Origin of the sequence: Streptomyces sp. NPDC102441 (assembly GCF_044765585.1) — a bacterium.
GTDB lineage: Bacteria > Actinomycetota > Actinomycetes > Streptomycetales > Streptomycetaceae > Streptomyces.
The window spans coordinates 54,304-71,925 of sequence record NZ_JBIWKH010000022.1 but is presented as its reverse complement, the minus strand read 5'-3'; the positions used below and the strand labels follow the sequence as shown (position 1 = coordinate 71,925).

Annotated in this window: 16 protein-coding genes; 5 read left to right on the top strand and 11 right to left on the bottom strand. The window is 71.5% G+C overall.

Annotated elements, in window-relative coordinates; all coding sequences use genetic code 11:
* Nucleotides 1–89: 89 nt before the first annotated feature.
* Both ACIREO_RS36060 and ACIREO_RS36055 read left to right on the top strand, forming a co-directional pair.
* Nucleotides 90–320, top strand: a complete 231-nt coding sequence (locus tag ACIREO_RS36060) for a superinfection immunity protein (RefSeq protein WP_404118319.1) — start codon at nt 90–92, stop codon at nt 318–320.
* A 187-nt stretch (nt 321–507) separates the two neighbouring features.
* Nucleotides 508–990: a GNAT family N-acetyltransferase gene (locus tag ACIREO_RS36055; RefSeq protein WP_404118317.1), complete on the top strand. Its 483-nt coding sequence runs from the start codon at nt 508–510 to the stop codon at nt 988–990.
* A 434-nt stretch (nt 991–1,424) separates the two neighbouring features.
* Here the strand turns inward: ACIREO_RS36055 and thpD are convergent, their stop codons facing one another.
* The 5 genes from thpD to ACIREO_RS36030 form a co-directional block, all read right to left on the bottom strand.
* The gene (thpD, locus tag ACIREO_RS36050; protein WP_404118314.1) at nt 1,425–2,318 is read right to left on the bottom strand and encodes an ectoine hydroxylase; all 894 of its coding nucleotides are present in this window, start codon (nt 2,316–2,318) and stop codon (nt 1,425–1,427) included.
* A 3-nt stretch (nt 2,319–2,321) separates the two neighbouring features.
* Nucleotides 2,322–2,720 (bottom strand): ectoine synthase, encoded by a 399-nt coding sequence (locus ACIREO_RS36045; RefSeq protein WP_362887469.1) that lies wholly within the window; start codon nt 2,718–2,720, stop codon nt 2,322–2,324.
* Between the two features lie 63 nt (nt 2,721–2,783).
* Complete coding sequence (gene ectB, locus ACIREO_RS36040) at nt 2,784–4,046, bottom strand: diaminobutyrate--2-oxoglutarate transaminase (protein ID WP_404118311.1); 1,263 nt, start codon at nt 4,044–4,046, stop codon at nt 2,784–2,786.
* 97 nt (nt 4,047–4,143) lie between these two features.
* Complete coding sequence (ectA, locus tag ACIREO_RS36035; protein WP_404118308.1) at nt 4,144–4,602, bottom strand: diaminobutyrate acetyltransferase; 459 nt, start codon at nt 4,600–4,602, stop codon at nt 4,144–4,146.
* A gap of 402 nt (nt 4,603–5,004) precedes the next feature.
* The gene (locus ACIREO_RS36030; protein WP_404118305.1) at nt 5,005–6,111 is read right to left on the bottom strand and encodes a pyridoxal-phosphate-dependent aminotransferase family protein; all 1,107 of its coding nucleotides are present in this window, start codon (nt 6,109–6,111) and stop codon (nt 5,005–5,007) included.
* A 103-nt stretch (nt 6,112–6,214) separates the two neighbouring features.
* On the opposite strand from ACIREO_RS36030, the gene ACIREO_RS36025 reads away from it, so the two are divergent.
* Both ACIREO_RS36025 and ACIREO_RS36020 read left to right on the top strand, forming a co-directional pair.
* Nucleotides 6,215–7,315 carry an amidohydrolase family protein gene (locus ACIREO_RS36025; RefSeq protein WP_404118302.1) on the top strand — a complete coding sequence of 367 codons (1,101 nt, stop codon included), beginning with the start codon at nt 6,215–6,217 and terminating at the stop codon, nt 7,313–7,315.
* A gap of 322 nt (nt 7,316–7,637) precedes the next feature.
* Complete coding sequence (locus ACIREO_RS36020; RefSeq protein WP_404118299.1) at nt 7,638–8,672, top strand: SCO1860 family LAETG-anchored protein; 1,035 nt, start codon at nt 7,638–7,640, stop codon at nt 8,670–8,672.
* A gap of 60 nt (nt 8,673–8,732) precedes the next feature.
* Here the strand turns inward: ACIREO_RS36020 and cobC are convergent, their stop codons facing one another.
* The gene (gene cobC, locus ACIREO_RS36015; protein ID WP_404118295.1) at nt 8,733–10,244 is read right to left on the bottom strand and encodes an Rv2231c family pyridoxal phosphate-dependent protein CobC; all 1,512 of its coding nucleotides are present in this window, start codon (nt 10,242–10,244) and stop codon (nt 8,733–8,735) included.
* Nucleotides 10,245–10,335: 91 nt separating this feature from the next.
* Between cobC and ACIREO_RS36010 the strand changes: the two genes are divergently transcribed.
* Nucleotides 10,336–11,058, top strand: coding sequence for a ZIP family metal transporter (locus tag ACIREO_RS36010; RefSeq protein WP_404118292.1), 723 nt, complete (start codon nt 10,336–10,338; stop codon nt 11,056–11,058).
* Nucleotides 11,059–11,096: 38 nt separating this feature from the next.
* Here the strand turns inward: ACIREO_RS36010 and ACIREO_RS36005 are convergent, their stop codons facing one another.
* Genes ACIREO_RS36005 through ACIREO_RS35985 form a run of 5 tightly spaced genes read right to left on the bottom strand, consistent with a single transcriptional unit; the run spans nt 11,097 to nt 17,557 of the window.
* Entirely contained in the window at nt 11,097–12,443 is a 1,347-nt protein-coding gene (locus tag ACIREO_RS36005; protein ID WP_404118289.1) for a cobyrinate a,c-diamide synthase, read from the bottom strand.
* Nucleotides 12,437–13,036, bottom strand: a complete 600-nt coding sequence (gene cobO, locus ACIREO_RS36000; protein WP_147962028.1) for a cob(I)yrinic acid a,c-diamide adenosyltransferase — start codon at nt 13,034–13,036, stop codon at nt 12,437–12,439. Before cobO ends, ACIREO_RS36005 begins: the two co-directional genes overlap by 7 nt.
* Nucleotides 13,036–15,069 (bottom strand): putative cobaltochelatase, encoded by a 2,034-nt coding sequence (locus ACIREO_RS35995; protein ID WP_404118286.1) that lies wholly within the window; start codon nt 15,067–15,069, stop codon nt 13,036–13,038. The genes cobO and ACIREO_RS35995 overlap by 1 nt, the downstream gene beginning before the upstream one ends.
* Nucleotides 15,066–16,616: a cobyric acid synthase gene (locus tag ACIREO_RS35990; RefSeq protein WP_404118283.1), complete on the bottom strand. Its 1,551-nt coding sequence runs from the start codon at nt 16,614–16,616 to the stop codon at nt 15,066–15,068. The genes ACIREO_RS35995 and ACIREO_RS35990 overlap by 4 nt, the downstream gene beginning before the upstream one ends.
* Nucleotides 16,613–17,557, bottom strand: coding sequence for a cobalamin biosynthesis protein (locus ACIREO_RS35985; protein WP_404118281.1), 945 nt, complete (start codon nt 17,555–17,557; stop codon nt 16,613–16,615). Before ACIREO_RS35985 ends, ACIREO_RS35990 begins: the two co-directional genes overlap by 4 nt.
* Between the last annotated feature and the right edge of the window lie 65 nt (nt 17,558–17,622).

Genomic DNA, 17,622 nt, shown 5'->3' with positions numbered 1-17,622 from the left:
CCCTGCGCCCGTGCCTCGAATTGGCTCATGCGTTCTGAGGTTCACACGATAGTGGTGAGGGTGCGGGCCCAACTCACTAGAGTTGCCTGATGATCTCGACCGTCAGCCCGATAGAACTGTTGGTCCTGGTGCCGTTGGCGCTCCTGCTCCTCTGCGTGCCGTGGTTCATCGCCCACCGCAGAGGAGTTGAGCGCCAGGGCCTGGTCGTCGTGGTCAGCCTGATCGGCGCGGTCACGGGCCTGTTCTGGTTCGTGGCCCTGGTCATGGCACTGTCGATGCGCACCCGAGCCCCCGCCCCGACACTCCGGCCGAGCGCCTGACCGGGAGTCCGTCCCGCCTCGGGCCGGCTCGCCGGCGTCGAGGCAGAGCGGGAAACAGCTGGATAGCATGGCGCACATGGAGTGTTTCGCTGCCGGGCGCACCCGGCACTGAGGTTCGGCCCATAAACGCAACAGGCCGAGAGCGGGTCAGCCATGCCCGCTTCTCTCAGATCGAGAGGCTCACTCCATGCTCATCCGTTCGTTTGCCCAGCGGGACCTGGCTCGGCTCATCGAGCTGACCATCGAGACGTTCCAGCCCTTCTACGAGGGAGTTTTCCGCCCTTCGACCGGCGAAGCGATCTTCGCCAACCGGCACGGCAGCTGGCGGGACGACTATCAGAAGCAGGTCGCTGAACTTCATGATCCCGGCCGGCACAGGTACGTAGCGGTCGCAGAGGTCAGCGGTGTCATCGCCGGGTATGCGGCCTGGAGCGTAGACCCGGCGCGGAGAAGCAGCAGTGTCGAGATTCTGGCTGTCACGGCCGCGCACCGTCGAGACGGCGCGGGCACAGCCTTGTGTGAGCACGCATTCGGCGAGATGCGGAAGCTGGGCGCAGAGGTGGTCGAGATCGGTACCGGCGGAGATCCTTTCCACGCCCCGGCCCGAGCCCTGTACGAGAGCCTCGGATGCGTCCAGATCCCCGTATCGGTTTACTTCCGGCAGCTCTGATCCTCTGCTTCCTCGGGGGTGGTGGACGGTCCTGTTGTCAGCACCATCCCCCCGTCCGGGGCGGGGTCGAACGGGAGGTGGATCCGGTGTACGTGCGGCTCGCGACGCCCATGGAGCGCCTTCGTGCGGAGAACGCGCGCTGCAACGCCCGGAGCGAAGGGCGTTTCCTGTGAGCTGCCAGGACGGTGACCCGTTCGCCTCGTTTCCCTTGAGGGCTCCGGAGCCCGTGCCCGGGTGCCCCGAGTGCGACCGTCTCGTCACGCCGAGAAACTGGCCTGCAAACAGGCCGTCCTGTCCGGGGGCGACGGACGAGCGGGTCAGGCTCCGCACGCACCTGGATGCTGTACACGGTGTCCCTTCCGATACCCGGCACACCGGACGCAGGAGGGGCGGGACGCGCGATGCGTCCCGCCCCTCCTGACCGTCGTACGCGCCTACTTCACCGGCGTGAAGTCACGCGCCCCGATGAAGTCGGGACGGCGGATCGGAGCCGCGAAGGGCTCCTGCGCCGTGTTCTCCACGCTGTTGAACACGATGAAGACGTTGCTGCGTGCGTACGGGGTGATGTTGTCGCCCGAGCCGTGCATCGCGTTGCAGTCGAACCAGGTCGCCGAACCGGCCTTGCCGGTGAAGAGCTTGATGCCGTGCCGGTCGGCCATCTTCGTCAGCGCCTCGTCGGACGGGATGCCCGCGTCCTGCATCTGCAGGGACCTCTTGTAGTTGTCCTTCGGCGTCTTGCCCGCGCAGCCGAGGAACGACTTGTGCGAGCCGGGCATGATCATCAGCCCGCCGTTGGTGTCGTAGTTCTCGGTCAGCGCGATCGAGACGGACACGGTCCGCATGTTCGCCAGACCGTCCTCGGCGTGCCAGGTCTCGAAGTCCGAGTGCCAGTAGAAGCCCGAGGCGCCGAAGCCCGGCTTGACGTTGATCCGCGACTGGTGGACGTACACGTCGGAGCCGAGGATCTGGCGGGCCCGGCCCACCACACGCTCGTCCCGGGCCAGGTTCGCGAAGACCTCGCTGAGCTTGTGGACCTCGAAGACGGACCGCACGCTCTGCGACTTCGGCTCGATGATCGAGCGCTCGTCGGCGCGGACCTCCGGATCGGCGATCAGCCGGTCGAGCTCCGCACCGTAGACGGCCACCTCGTCCGGCGTGACGAGCTGGTCGATGGCGAGGAAGCCGTCGTGCTCGAAGGACTGGAGGTCCTTCGCGGCGATCGGACCCGGCGCGCCCGGCGCGGACCAGATGACCGGGTCCTGGCGGGGAGTGGTCATCTCGGCGGCGCCGCGCGAGGGGTACAGGTCGGCGCGTACATCGGTGGTCATGGTTCAGCCCTCCTCTGTCAGCAGCGGGTATGCACCGTTCTCGTCATGGTCCTCCCGTCCGGTGACGGGAGGATTGAAGACGCACACGCAGCGGAAGTCGGTCTTCGGCCTCAGTGTGTGGTGCTCGTGCCCGTTCAGCAGGTACATCGTCCCGGGGGAGATCCAGTGCTTCTCGCCGGTCTCGTCGTTGGTGAGCTCGGCCTCGCCCTCGGTGCACAGAACGGCCTCGATGTGGTTGGCATACCACATCGACGTCTCCGTGCCCGCGTACAGCACGGTCTCGTGCAGCGAGAAGCCCACCTTTTCCTTGGCGAGCACGATGCGCTTGGTCTCCCAGGTGCCTGAAGCGGACTTCAGGTGCCGGTCGGTGTTCTCGATGTCACTGAAAGATCGGACGATCACGGTGAGATGGTGCCTTTCTCTTCTGTCCTGCTCTGTGTTGCCTGCGCGGGGGTGTCCCCCGGCTCAGGCGGTCTCGCGGACGCAACGGGCCAGGGTGCGCAGGCCCTCGTCCAGCTCTTCGGGGGTGATGGTCAGCGGCGGGAGCAGCTTCACGACCTCGGACTGCGGGCCGGAGGTCTCCAGCAGCAGGCCCAGCTCGAAGGCCCTGGCGCAGACCGCGGAGGCGCGCTCGGGGTCGGTGAACTCCAGACCCCAGACCAGGCCGCGGCCGCGGAACTGCGCGGTCGGCTCCTCGCCGCAGATCGCGAGCATCGTCTGCTCCACCTGCTCGCCGCGGGCCAGCGTCTGCTTCTCCATCTGCCCGTCGGCCCAGTAGGCGTCGAGCGAGGCGGCGGCGGTGACGAAGGCCGGGTTGTTGCCACGGAACGTGCCGTTGTGCTCGCCCGGCTCCCAGATGTCCAGCTCGCCCTTGAAGAGGCAGAGCGACATCGGCATGCCGTAACCGCTGATGGACTTCGACAGCGTGACGATGTCCGGGACGATGCCGGCCTCCTCGAAGGAGAAGAAGCCGCCGGTACGCCCGCAGCCCATCTGGATGTCGTCGACGATCAGCAGCATGTCCTGGCGGTGGCACAGGGACTGGAGCGCGCGGAGCCACTCGGCGCGTGCGACGTTGATGCCGCCCTCGCCCTGCACGGTCTCCACGATCACTGCGGCGGGCTTGTTGAGCCCGGAACCCTGGTCCTCCAGGAGCCGCTCGAACCAGAGGAAGTCGGGAACCGTGCCGTCGAAGTAGTTGTCGAACGGCATCGGGGTGCCGTGCACCAGCGGGATGCCGGCGCCGGCGCGCTTGAAGGCGTTGCCGGTCACGGCGAGCGAACCGAGCGACATGCCGTGGAAGGCGTTGGTGAACGAGACGACGGACTCGCGGCCCTTGACCTTGCGGGCGAGCTTCAGCGCCGCCTCGACGGCGTTGGTGCCGGTCGGGCCGGGGAACATCACCTTGTAGGGCAGGTCACGGGGGCGCAGGATCACGTTCTCGAAGGTCTCGAGGAACGCCCGTTTGGCCGTCGTGGCCATGTCCAGGCCGTGGGTGATGCCGTCGCGCTCGATGTAGTCGATCAGCGCGCGTTTCAGCACCGGGTTGTTGTGTCCGTAGTTGAGAGAGCCGGCACCGGCGAAGAAGTCGAGGTACGAGTGTCCGTCCTCGTCGGTGAGCCGGGCGCCCTGCGCGCGGTCGAAGACTGCGGGCCAACCGCGGCAGTAGCTCCGTACTTCCGACTCCAGGGTCTCGAAGACACTCAGGGCGGGCGGGGTGATGGTCACAGCTGATCTCCTGCTCGAGGGGGGTGTGACGGGCGGCGGGTCAGGCATGCCCGGGGAAGCCGCGCCCGGGCGGGGCGCGGAGGGGCGCTGAGAGGCCCTAGAACGGACCGATGCGGTAGAGCACCTCCGGCAGGTGCGTCCCCTCGGGGAACAGCGCCCCCTCGAAGAGCACCTCGCGCTCCAGGGGCACGTCGTGCCGCTGCGCGAAGGATGTGAACAGCCGGTCGGAGGCGGTGTTGTCCGGGGTGACGGTCGTCTCCAACGATGCCAGACCCTGGTCGGAGGCGACACGGGCGGTCAGTGCGTCCAGCAGCTCGGCCGCCAGTCCCTTGCCGCGGTGGGCCTGGTCGACGGCCACCTGCCAGACGACGAGCGTCTCGGGGCGGTCGGGGCGGATGTATCCGGTCACGAAGGCGATCGGGTCGCCGTTCTCGTCGCGGGCGACCACGGAGGTCGCCGCGAAGTCACGACACCACAGCAGGTAGCTGTACGAGGAGTTGAGGTCCAGGACCTCGGAGTCGCGGGCGATGCGCCAGATCGCGGCTCCGTCCTCCACTCGCGGGGTGTCGATTCTGAGGAATTCGCTTCGGGCACTTGCAAAATCTGCTGGTGCGGCGGTCATGGGAATTGAATTTACCCAGCAAAAATCGAAATTGCATCGCCGCAGGGGGTTGGGTGAACGGGTCCGTTGTGTTATCACGCAGGCGCGGGTCCGGCCCGATCGGGGGGCGTTTTCCCCAGCTTTGTCCCGAATTTACCGGTCATAACGGACTCGATGTGGGGTCGGTCACATTGTTGTAACTCCGCTGACATCCGTTCGGACGGCATGGGCCGATCGGGTGAAAACTGTGGCGTTTAGCCTCGGAGAACGGGGGAAGAAGAATGCGGGGAGCTGCTCCCGATAAAGCAGCCCCCCTTTCGAGCCGATTAAATCGGCGGTTGCGCACTTCAATTAAATTCAGATGTTCTGCCAGGTTTCCGCGACGGCTTCGCGGGCAGCGTCGATGTCGGTCGTCAGGCCCGCGCCGTCCAGCGCGGTGCCCAGGGCGGCCAGTGAGGACAGCACCGCTTCCCGTGTCGCGTCCACGCCGTAGTGGTTGACCCGGATCATCTCCTTGGACAGCGCCCCGCCGCCCGCGATCAGCGGCAGCGAAGGGTCGGTCGCCAGCGCCCGGCCGACCAGGGCCGAGGCGTCGAGATCCGCCGGCACGCGCAGTGTCGTGGCGACCGGAGCCGCGTCACGGGCGTCGTGGACATACGGCTCCAGCCCGCCGCCGAGCGCCGTGGCACCCGCCCGGGTCGCGGCGGCCGCCGAGGCGTGCCGCGCCATCACGGTGTCCGGGCCGTCCGCCTCGATCCGCTCCAGACACGCGTCGAGCGCCAGCATCTCCAGCTGGGCGGGCGCGTGCGGCAGCGCCCTGCGGCCTCCGTCGATCCAGCGGGCCTTCCAGTCCAGCAGCGACAGATACGACTGACGCGGGGCCCGCGGGTTGGCGGCGATCCTCTCCCACGCCCGGGCGCTCACCGACACCGCGGACACCCCGGCCGGGCCGCCCATGGCCTTCTGCGCGCCGATGACGCACAGGTCCACGCCCCAGGCGTCGACCAGCAGCGGTTCCGCTCCCACCGACGCGACGGCGTCCACCATGAACAGCGCGCCGTGCGCCCGGACGACCTCGCCGATCTCCGCGACCGGGTTGGTGTTGCCGGTCGCCGCCTCGGCGTGCACGAGGGAGACGAAGTCGATCTCGGGGTGCTCGGCCAGAGCCCGCCCGACCTGCTCGGCGGTGACAGCGGTGTGGAACGGCACCACGAGGTCGACGACCTCGCCGCCGCAGTCGCGCAGCCAGTTGCCGAAGGTCTGGCCGTACGGGCCCGTGACGACGTTCAGCGCGGTCGAGCCGGGCCGGGCGCCGCCCCGGATGCAGCCCTCGAGGGGCAGCAGCGCTTCACCCTGCATGATGACGACGTCCTGCTCGGTGGCGAGGAGGTCCGCCACCCGCCGCTCGATCGCTGCGAAACGCGCGGCGGTGAGCGGGGCGAGGTCGAGGAACGGGTGTGTCACGGTGCTGCTCTCTTCGGGTCGGCCGGTGCGCGGTCAGCGCCTGCGTCGAGGGTACCGAGCGCCCCTCCGCGCCCTGTCCGGCCGCCTCGTACAGTGCTGTCCCATGAGTGATCACGAGGTGGCGCCGGTGCTGCGGATCAAGGGGCGGGTGCTCGTCGGACCCGACGAGGTGAGGGACGGACTCTGGGCGGTCGACGGGCGGATCACCTACGAGAGGCCGCCGGGCGCGGACGACGCCGTGACGCTCACCGGATGGGTGCTGCCAGGCCTCGTCGACGCGCACTGCCATGTGGGGCTCGGCCACCAGGGACCGGTCGACGCGGCGACCAGCGAGAAGCAGGCGCTCGCCGACCGGGAGGCCGGCACGCTGCTCATCCGGGACGCGGGATCACCCTCCGACACCCGGTGGGTGGACGACCGCGAGGATCTGCCGAAGATCATCAGGGCGGGGCGGCACATCGCGAGGACGCGTCGTTACATCCGCAACTTCGCCCATGAGATCGAGCCCGGCGACCTCGTCGCCTACGTCGCACAGGAGGCCCGGCGAGGCGACGGCTGGGTGAAGCTGGTGGGCGACTGGATCGACCGGGACGCCGGGGACCTGACCGCCTGCTGGCCGCGCGGCGAGGTCGAGGCCGCGATCGCCGAGGCGCACCGGCTCGGGGCCAGGGTCACCGCCCACTGCTTCGCCGAGGACGCGCTGCGGGATTTGGTGGAGGCCGGGATCGACTGCATCGAGCACGCGACGGGGCTGACCGAGGACACCGTTCCGCTCTTCGCGGAGCGCGGCGTGGCGATCGTCCCGACCCTGGTCAACATCGCCACCTTCCCCGCCCTCGCGGCAGGGGGCGAGGCCAGGTACCCCCGCTGGTCCGCTCATATGCGGCAGCTCCACGAAGACCGGTACGACACCGTGCGCGCCGCCTACGACGCCGGGATCCCCGTCTTCACCGGGACGGACGCGGGCGGATCGCTCGCCCACGGCCTGATCGCGGACGAGGTGGCCGAACTGGTGAAGGCAGGCATCCCGCCCCTCGACGCCCTCTCGGCGACGGCCTGGGGCGCACGCCGGTGGCTCGGCCGGCCGGTGCTGGAGGAGGGGGCACCGGCGGACCTGGTCATGTACGACGAGGACCCGAGGGCGGACGTACGGGTGCTGGCGTCCCCCCGCGCGGTCGTGCTCAACGGACGGGTGATGGGCTGACCGCCGGCCGGCCTCGGAAGGGGCGTCGTGTTGACCGGCGGTGACCCCGGGCTCCGCCACTCGTTGAATCACCTCGGTGCCCGGGCCGTGACATCCGGCAGAAGTGGCCCGGGCTGAGTGAAACGGGTGATTCCGAGGAACTCCTGTGCCTGTGGATTCGAATGTGCACACGGAAACCCCTCTTTGGAGTGAACTAGCGGAAGGTATCTGTCAGTTCACCCTCTGTGCGTAAAGATTCACGGAGTCGAGGCCACCGGTGCCCGCGATGTCCCCCATTGGACGGCTCCGGTGGCTCCATGTCTCTTGTGGGGGTTCCACCATCTTGAACAGCAACACCTTCCGTTCGGCTGCCCTGGCGATCGCCGCCGCTCCCGTCGCACTGCTCGTCGCCGTCCCCGCGCACGCAGCCACCGCGACGGCCCCGGCCACTCCGGCCGACGGCCACGGAAAGGCGAGTGCGATCGTGCTCCGCGCCGGGCTCGACGTCTCCCTCCTGAACAAGTCGGTGCAGGTGCCGCTCAGGACCACGCTCAACGAGGTCCACGCGCCCGCGAGTGCGGAGAAGACCGCGCTCACCGTGGAACTCGACGGCGTCGACAAGGGCCGTCCCATCCACATGCTGAAGGCCGACGTGGCCACGGCGAACGCCACGGTCGAGGACCACAGGGCGGAGGGCTACACCAACCTCGCCAAGGCCCGGGTGCATGTGCCGGGGCTGCCCGCTCTCTCGCTGATCGAGGTCCAGGAGGTCACGTCCAAGGCCGTGTGCGAGGTGGGACACAAGCCGGTCGCGGAGTCGAACGTGCTGGGTCATGTGACGGTGCTCGGCAAGAGGATCAAGCTCACGTCGGGCGGCACGACGAAGGTCGAGGTGCCGGGCGTGGGTGATGTGACGCTCGACCTCTCGAAGACCGTGACGACCTCGCGGACGGCTGCCGCGACGGCGCTCCAGCTGCGGGTCTCCGTGAACCCGCTGAAGCTGAACGTCGCCGAGGTGGAGGGCGAGATCACGCTGGCCGAAGCGACGTGCGAGACGCCCAAGGGCGGCGGCTCGGACGACGGCGATTCCGGGAACGGAGGCTCGGGCACCGGCGGTCCGGAGGACGGCGGCAACTCCGGCGACGGCGGAGCGACGGGCGGCGACGGCGGCTCCGGCTCCGGTGACACGGGCGGCAAGGAGAAGCCCGTCGACGTGAAGCCCCAGACCGGATCCGACCCGGTCCAGGCCTCCGGATCCGGCGACCTCGCCGAGACGGGATCCAGCTCCTCGACCCCGTACCTCGCGGGTGGAGCCGCAGTCCTGCTGGTGGCCGGCGCCGGCGCCACGGTCATCGCACGCAAGCGCGCCCGGGGCTGATCACCTTCCAGGAGAGCGGTGTCCGCACGGCGGAGCACCGCTCTCCGTCCCGGAGAGCCGTCAGTCGACGGCTCTTCGGGGCAGCCCCTGCAGCGCCAGGTCGAGAGCCTGCAGAAACCTGTTGGTCGTCACACGGTCGCGCACGGCGAGCCGCAGGTACTCACTGCCAAGACCGGGAAACGTGTCCCCGCGCCGCGCCGCGAATCCGCGCGAGCGCAGCAGATTCCGTACCTCGTCCGCCCGTTCCAGCCGCAGCAGCACGAACGGCCCGGCGGCCGGCTCCACCACCCGCACCTCGCTGAACTCCGCGAGCCCGGCCAGCAGATGGGCCCGGTCCACCACGATCCGGTCCGCCGCGTCCGCCGCCTCCACCAGCGCACGCGGCTCCATGCACGCCTCGGCCGCCGCCAGCGCCGGGGAGGACACCGGCCACAGCGGCTGCGCCTCCTGCAGCAGAGCGGCCGTCGCCGGTTCGGCCACCACATAGCCGATCCGCAGGCCCGCCAGCCCCCAGGTCTTCGTCAGGCTCCGAAGCACCACCAGCCCCGGGACGTCGGTACGCCCGCACAGCGCCTCACGCTCACCCGGTACGGCGTCCATGAACGCCTCGTCGACCACCAGTGTCCGCCCGGGCCGCGCCAGTTGCTCCAGCACTTCCGCCGGATGCAGCACGGACGTCGGGTTGGTCGGGTTGCCGACCACCACCAGGTCCGCGTCCTCCGGCACCGCCGCCGGATCCAGCCGGAAGCCGTCCTCCGGGCGGAGCAGCACCCGTCCGACCTCGTGCCCGGCAGCCCGCAGGGCCGCCTCCGGCTCCGTGAACTGCGGATGCACGACGACCGGCAGCCGGGCGGGCAGCGCCCGTGCGATCAGTACGAACGCCTCGGCCGCGCCCGCCGTGAGCAGGACCCTCTCCTCGGGCAGACCGTGCCGTTCCGCGACCGCGGTCCGTGCCGCCCGCCCGTCCGGATAGGCGGCTAGCGACACCAGCGACGCCGCTATCCGCTGCCGCAGCCAGTCCGGGGGTGTGTCGGTCCGTACGTTGACGGCGAGGTCGGTCAGGTCCAGGCCGCGTACTTCCTCGTCGCCGTGGTGCCGCAGATCGGGCCCGGCGCTCTCGATGTGCTCAGTGGGGGGCAGCATGGCAGCAATGTTGAACGGCTCGGCGCCATTCGTCGATGCCGAGGCACAGGCCGGTGCGCTCCGGCGCGCCACAGCACAGGTCGCCGACGCCGACTTCTGCTTGGGAACCAGCAGTTCACCGGCGTCCACGAGCGCCGCGGCCTCCGCGACCGACCTGGTGGCCACAGCCTCGCGAGGTGCCGCCGACGGGTTGGGCACGGGGACCTCCGCCAGCGCTCCGGCCGTGTACGCCCGCACGGGCACCCCCAGGCGCGCCGCCGCGCCGGTGATCCCCGGCTCGGCCGCCCTGGTGTCGAGGGTGGCCAGCTCGATCACGTCACCGGCCGCCAGTCCGGCCTCCCGCAGCGTGCTCCGGATCAGCCCGAGCACCTCCTCCGTGCCGACGCCGCGACGGGCACCGACACCGACGACGAGCGCTGCTCGGGTCATGGCAGGAGATCCTTCCGGGAACGGGGGCTGGAGACACGGGTAAGGGCGGCCTGAGGTGCGGAACGCGGGGTCAATCCGCTAGCAAGGGCCCATGGCGGTATTCGTCGCGCTCGGCGCGTTCCTGATGACCCTGGCGGGCGGCTGGGTCGCGCAGCGCGTCAGCGACCGCCGGCACCTCGTGCTCGGCTTCGCCGGCGGACTGATGCTGGGCGTCGTCGGTCTCGACCTGCTGCCCGAGGCGGTGGAGGCCGCGGGCGGCGTGGTCTTCGGCGTACCCGCCGCCCTGCTGCTGTTCGTGGGCGGCTTCCTGACGGCACATCTCGTCGAGCGTTCGCTGGCCGTACGCCAGGCGGCACACGGGGCGGGCGAGGAACGGGTGCCTCAGGTCGGGCTGACGGCGGCGGCCGCGATGGTCGGCCACAGCCTGATGGACGGCATCGCGCTCGGCGCCGCCTTCCAGATCGGCGGCGGCATGGGAGCCGCCGTCGCGCTCGCCGTCATCACCCACGACTTCGCCGACGGGTTCAACACCTACACGATCACCAGCCTGTACGGAAACGCCCGCCGCAAGGCGCTCCTGATGCTCTACGCGGACGCGGTGGCGCCGATCGTGGGAGCGGCGACGACGCTGCTGTTCACCCTTCCGGAGGAACTGCTCGGCTGTTATCTCGGATTCTTCGGCGGGGCGCTCCTCTATCTCGCCGCTGCCGAGATCCTTCCCGAGGCCCACCACGACCACCCGGCCCGTTCCACGCTGCTGTGCACGGTCGCGGGAGTGGGCTTCATCTGGCTGGTGGTCGGTATCGCGGAATGACGCCACTCCCGGCATCGATCCACGGAGGCGGGACGACGTCACCCCTGGCACCGCTCCACGAAACGCCGGGCCACCGAGGGCGCCGCCGCCCAGTGCGTGTGCAGATAGCTCGCGTGCACGCCCCGCCGCACGAAGCCCTCCACCCGCCGCTCCGGCTGAAGCAGACCCCAGGCGGGCGTCGCACCCGCCCCTGGCTCCAGCACCGTCCGGTGGAACTCGTGCCCGCGCAGCCGGGTCCCGGCCACGGCCAGCACGCTGTCGGACACCGCCACCGCCTGCCGGTAGCCGAGCGTCAGCCGCTCGGACATCCGGGCCGAGGCGTCCAGCACCCCGCACATCGGCCGCCCGTCCAGCTCACGGGCCAGATACAGCAGCCCCGCGCACTCCGCCGCCACCGGGGCGCCCGACAGGGCCAGGTCCGTCACCGCCCGGCGCAGCGGCTCGTTCGCCGACAGCTCCGGCCCGTACACCTCGGGGAAGCCGCCGCCGATGACCAGGCCCGCCGTGCCCGTGGGCAGCTTCTCGTCGTGCAGCGGGTCGAAGACGGCCACCTCCGCGCCCGCCGCCGTCAGCAGCTCGGCGTGCTCCGCGTAGGCGAAGGTGAACGCCGCGCCGCCCGCCACGGCCACCACCGGCCGGGTCCCCGGCTCGGGGTGGTGCTCCGGCTCCCACGCCTCCTCGGGCAGGGCGGGCGCCGAACGGGCCAGCGCCATCAGCGCGTCCAGGTCGCAGCCCTCACGTACGCGTTCACCCATCGCCCGTACGGCGTCGAGGGCGTCGGTCTGCCGCTCGGCCACCGGCACCAGGCCCAGATGGCGCGAAGGGGTCGCCACCTGCGGCGCCCTCCGCAGAACCCCGAGCACCGGCAGCCCGGACTCGTCGAGCGCCTCACGGAGCAGCGCCTCATGGCGGTCGGAGGCCACCTTGTTCAGGATCACCCCGCCGATCCGCACCTCCGGGTCCCAGGAGGCGAAACCGTGCACGAGCGCCGCGACCGAACGCGACTGCGAGGACGCGTCGACGACCAGCACGACCGGTGCCCGCAGCAGCTTGGACACCTGGGCGGTCGAGGCGAGTTCACCCTGCCCCGACGCCCCGTCGTACAGCCCCATCACCCCTTCGACGACGGCCAGGTCGCAGCCGCTCGCCCCGTGCGTGAACAGCGGGGCGATCAGATCGGGACCGCACATGTACGCGTCGAGGTTGCGCCCCGGGCGGCCGGTGGCCAACGCGTGGTACCCCGGGTCGATGTAGTCGGGTCCCACCTTGTGCGGGGACACCGCGAGACCACGGCCCGCGAACGCCGCCATCAGGCCCGTGGCGACCGTGGTCTTGCCGCTGCCCGAGGCGGGTGCGGCGATGACCAGACGAGGAACACTCACCACTCGATGCCTCTCTGGCCCTTCTGGCCGGCGTCCATCGGGTGCTTGACCTTCGACATGTCGGTCACCAGATCGGCGGCCTCGATCAGCTTCTGCGGCGCGTTCCGCCCCGTGATCACCACATGCTGGGTGCCCGGACGGTCCCGCATCACCTCGACGACCTCGTCGGTGTCGATCCAGCCCCAGTGCATCGGATAGGCGAACTCGTCGAGCACGTACAGCTTGTACGTCTCGGCGGCCAGGTCACGCTTGACCTGTTCCCAGCCCTCGCGGGCCTTCTCCTCGTTGTCCAGCTGATTGTCGCGCTGGACCCACGACCAGCCCTCGCCCATCTTGTGCCAGTCGACGCTGCCACCCTCACCGCTCGCACCCAGCACCTTCAGCGCGTTCTCCTCGCCCACCTTCCACTTCGCCGACTTCACGAACTGGAACACCCCGATCGGCCAGCCCTGGTTCCAGGCGCGCAGCGCCAGCCCGAAGGCGGCCGTCGACTTGCCCTTGCCGATGCCCGTGTGGACGAACAGCAGCGGACGGTTACGTCGCTGACGTGTCGTCAGTCCGTCGTCCGGTACCGATACCGGCTGTCCCTGTGGCATCAAGCGGCCCTTCCCATAGCAGTGATGTCCTTGACCAGCCCGGCGATCGAGTCGGCACGCAGCTCGTCGAGCGTGACCGCGCTGCCCTCCAGATCCCGGGCGAGCTGTGCGGCGAGGCCGAGGCGCACGATCCCCGACTCGCAGTCCACGACGACGGACGCGGTGCCCTCGGAGGCGTGCAGCCGCCCGGCCCGCGCCGCCAGCGCCACCGGATCGACGCCCCCGGTCGCCCGGCCGTCCGTCACCACGACGAGGAGCGCCCGGCGTGACGGATCCCGCAGCCGCTCCACCCGCAGCACGTCGTGCGCCTTGAGCAGGCCGGCGGCCAGCGGGGTGCGACCGCCGGTCGGCAGCGTCTCCAGCCGCGCGGCGGCCGCGTCCACCGACGACGTGGGCGGCAGCGCCACCTCGGCGTCCTTGCCCCGGAAGGTGACCAGGCCGACCTTGTCCCGGCGCTGGTACGCGTCCAGCAGCAGCGACATCACTGCCCCCTTCACGGCGCTCATCCGCTGCCGGGCCGCCATCGACCCGGAGGCGTCCACGACGAACAGCACGAGATTGCCCTCGCGCCCCTCCCGCGTCGCCTGCCGCAGATCGTCCCGCCGCACGATGAGACCGCGCCCCGAACGCCCGCGCGCCCGCTGGTGCGGCGCAGCCGCCTGCACGGTCGCCGCCAGGTGAAGCTTCGTCAGCGCCCCCTCGGGCCGCCGCGACCCGGTGGTCCGGCCGTGCTCGGTACGCGCCCTGGACCGCCTCCCGGCCGCGCCCTCGCCGAGACCGGGCACGCTGAGCATCTTCGTACGGAACGGCTCGCCGGCCCGGACGGGCTGCTGCTCCCCGGCGCCACCGCCCGGCGTGGGCGCGTCGCCGCTCCCGGTCTCCTCCTGGCCGGGCGCGTCGGTACCGCCGTCGTCGGGGCCACCCGTGTCCGTGCCGCCGTCGTCGGGGCCGTCGCCCTGCGGCGGCACCCCGCCTCCGCCGGGCCCGTCGGGGTCCGGATCGTCGTCGCCCCCGCCTTCCCCGTCCGCCGCGTCCTGGAGCGCCTCGTCCAGCTTGTCCTCGTCCAGCCCGGGCGCGTCGAACGGATTGCGCCGGCGCCGGTGGGGGAGTGCCAGGAGCGCGGCCTGCCGCACGTCGTCCGCGACGACCTCCTCACGTCCCGCCCACGCGGCCAGCGCCGTCGCCGTGCGGGCCATGACGATGTCGGCGCGCATCCCGTCGACCTCGAACGCGGCGCACGTCGCGGCGATCTGCCGCAACACGCCGTCGCCGAGCACCACACGGGGGAGCAGGGCGCGCGCGGCGACGATCCGCTCGCGCAACGCGTTCTCCTCGTCGGCCCACCGCGCGGCGAACCCGGCCGGATCGTCGTCGTAGGCGAGCCTGCGCCGTACGACCTCGACGCGCAGGTCCGTGTCACGCGAGGCCGCCACCTCGACGGTCAGCCCGAAGCGGTCCAGCAGCTGGGGGCGCAGTTCGCCTTCCTCGGGATTCATGGTCCCGACAAGGAGGAAGCGTGCGGCATGCCGCACGGAGACACCTTCGCGCTCGACGTACGAGGCACCCATGGCCGCCGCGTCGAGCAGCAGGTCCACCAGATGGTCGTGGAGGAGATTGACCTCGTCGACGTACAGGATCCCGCGATGGGCGTCGGCGAGGAGCCCCGGCTCGAAGGCCTTCACACCCTCGGAGAGAGCCCGTTCGATATCGAGCGCCCCGACGAGCCGGTCCTCGGACGCGCCGACCGGAAGCTCCACGGTCCGCGCCGGACGCGACACGCCCGTACCCGCCTCATGGGGGCCGTCGGGACACGCCGGATCGGGCGCGCCCGGGGCGCACGAGAAGCGGCACCCCGCCACGACCTCGACCTCGGGCATGAGCGCGGCGAGCGCGCGTACGGCGGTGGACTTCGCGGTGCCCTTCTCACCCCGGACCAGGACCCCGCCGACGGCGGGGCTGACCGCGTTGAGCAGGAGTCCCAGCCGCAGGTCGTCCTGCCCGACGATGGCGGTGAAGGGATAGGGCGTACTCACAGGGCCTCCTCTGTCGCAACCACAACTGCATGACCGGGCGCGGACGGCGCACCCGGCGGGATGAACGGCAGGCCCTCCGGCGCGCCGGTCTCGATCAGCCGCCACAGGGCGTCCGTGTCGGCGTGTTCCTCGATCAGGTCCCCCAGCCGGTCCAGCTGCTCCTCCCGCAACGCGCCGAAGCTCGTGTCCGGCGCCGCGGTGAACCGCCGTCCGGCGGCCCGCGCGACCTCGCCCAGGAACGCCCGCCGGAACGCGTCGCTCTCCAGCGACCCGTGCCAGTGCGTCCCCCAGACCGAGCCCACCCGGCACCCGTCCAGGAAGGGCTCGCCGCCGTTCACCTCGGCGACGCCGTGATGGATCTCGTACCCCTCCACCGGCTCCCCGAGCGCCGACCCGACGGGACGCCCCAGGACCTTCTCCCGGCCGAAGCGGACCCGCACCGGCAGCAGTCCGAGCCCCTCGACCACCCCGGCCCGCGACTCCACGTCGTCCTCGACGCGCTCGCCGAGGACCTGGAACCCGCCGCAGATCCCCAGCACCGGGCGCCCCTCGGCTGCCCGCCGCCGCAGCGCGTCGGCGAGTCCCCGCTCGCGCAGCCACGCCAGGGCCTTCACGGTGCCCCGCGTACCGGGCACGATCACGAGGTCCGCGTCGGCGAGCTCCTCCGCCCGGTCCACGAACCGCACCACCACACCCGGCTCGGCCGCCAGCGCGTCCACATCGGTGAAGTTCGACATCAGGGGTACGGCGCACACCGCGACCCGCAGCACGTCCTCGCCGTGCGGCGGCGCCACGGCCGACTCCCGTACGGTGCCGCGCATCGACACGCGCAGCCCGTCCTCCTCGTCGATGCCCAGACCGTGGGCGTAGGGCAGCACCCCGTACGTCCGCCTCCCCGTGAGCCCGAGCAGCATGTCGAGCCCCGGCTCCAGCAGCGACACGTCACCGCGGAACTTGTTGACGAGGTACCCGGCGACCAGCGACTGGTCCTCCGGGCTCAGCAGCGCCGTCGTGCCGAAGAACGAGGCGAACACGCCGCCCCGGTCGATGTCGCCGACCACCAGCACGGGAAAGCGCGCGGCCCGCGCGATCCCCATGTTCACGATGTCCGTGCGCCGTAGGTTGATCTCGGCCGGGCTGCCCGCCCCCTCGCAGATCACGGCGTCGTACGTGCTCCGCAGCTGCTCCAGACAGTCCACGACCGTCCCCAGCAGCGCCTCCTGGCGCCCGCCGTGGTAGCCGCGCGCACTCATCTCGCCGACCGGCTTCCCCATCAGGACGACCTGGCTCGACCGGTCGCCGCCCGGTTTGAGCAGCACCGGGTTCATCAGCGCCGAGGGCTCCACCCGGGCCGCCTGCGCCTGCATCGCCTGGGCGCGGCCGATCTCCGCACCCTCGCGGGTGACGAACGAGTTCAGCGACATGTTCTGCGCCTTGAACGGCGCGACCTTCACACCCCGGCGCACGAGCCACCGGCAGATCCCGGCCGTGACGACGCTCTTGCCCGCGTCCGAAGTGGTTCCCGCGACCAGCAGCCCGCCGCTCATCCGACTCTCCGTCCCATGGCCGACCGCCCCGCCGCACACACGGCGAGGGCCAGCACACTCACCCGGCGCGACAGCCGCACCGCGCGTTCGATGTCCGTGACCCGCACGTCCCGGCCGGCCTCGCCGTTGAGCACCGGCCGGTGCTCGACCCGCCCGCCGTACGCGAGGGTCCCGCCCAGCCGTACGCCGAGCGCACCCGCGAACGAGGCCTCCACCGGGCCCGCGTTGGGACTGGGATGCCTCCCCGCGTCGGCCCGCCAGGCCCGGGCCGCCTCGCGCGGGCGCCCCCCGGCGGCCACGGCGAGCAGGGCGGTGAGCCGGGCCCCGGGCCAGCCGGCGACGTCGTCGAGCCGGGCCGACGCCCAGCCGTAGCGCCGGTAGCGGGGCGACTTGTGCCCGACCATGGCGTCGAGCGTGTTGACCGCCCGGAAGGCGACCAGTCCCGGCACCCCGCCCAGCGCGCCCCACACGAGGGCTCCCACGACGGCGTCGGAGGTGTTCTCGGCGACGGACTCCACCACCGCGCGGGCGATCTGCTGCCCGTCCAGCGCCTGCGGATCGCGGCCGCACAGATGCGGCAGCCGCTCCCGGGCGAGCTCGATGTCCCCGGCGGCCAGCGCCCCGCCGATGGCCCGGGCCTCGCGGCCCAGCGAGGTGCCCCCGACGACGGACCAGGTGGCGGCGGCGGTCAGCGCCACGGCTGCGGCGGGACGGTTCCGTACGGCACGGGCGGCCAGCGCGGCGGCGCCCGTGGCACCACCGGCGCAGACGAGCGTGTGCAGGGCGCCCCAGCCGCGGTGGTCGCGCCACAGCCGGCTCTCGGCGCCCGCCGCACCACGCCCGAAGGCGGCGACGGGGTGGCCCCGCCGGGGATCACCGAGCAGCAGGTCGCCGATCAGCCCTGCGGCGGCGCCGTACGCGAAGATGCGGTCGGCTCGCACCGCTCAGCCGGCCGTCGCGCCTCGAAGGACCTCGGTGGCAGGTGGTGCGGCGGGCGACGCAGGGC

Excerpts from the sequence above, each read along its gene's own strand:
- cobC (WP_404118295.1), bottom strand. The coding sequence starts at position 10,244 with ATGACCCGAGCAGCGCTCGTCGTCGGTGTCGGTGCCCGTCGCGGCGTC.
- ACIREO_RS35990 (WP_404118283.1), bottom strand. The coding sequence starts at position 16,616 with ATGAGCGGCGGGCTGCTGGTCGCGGGAACCACTTCGGACGCGGGCAAG.
- ACIREO_RS36060 (WP_404118319.1), top strand. The coding sequence starts at position 90 with ATGATCTCGACCGTCAGCCCGATAGAACTGTTGGTCCTGGTGCCGTTG.
- ACIREO_RS36055 (WP_404118317.1), top strand. The coding sequence starts at position 508 with ATGCTCATCCGTTCGTTTGCCCAGCGGGACCTGGCTCGGCTCATCGAG.
- cobO (WP_147962028.1), bottom strand. The coding sequence starts at position 13,036 with ATGCCACAGGGACAGCCGGTATCGGTACCGGACGACGGACTGACGACA.
- ACIREO_RS36010 (WP_404118292.1), top strand. The coding sequence starts at position 10,336 with ATGGCGGTATTCGTCGCGCTCGGCGCGTTCCTGATGACCCTGGCGGGC.
- thpD (WP_404118314.1), bottom strand. The coding sequence starts at position 2,318 with ATGACCACCGATGTACGCGCCGACCTGTACCCCTCGCGCGGCGCCGCC.
- ACIREO_RS36025 (WP_404118302.1), top strand. The coding sequence starts at position 6,215 with ATGAGTGATCACGAGGTGGCGCCGGTGCTGCGGATCAAGGGGCGGGTG.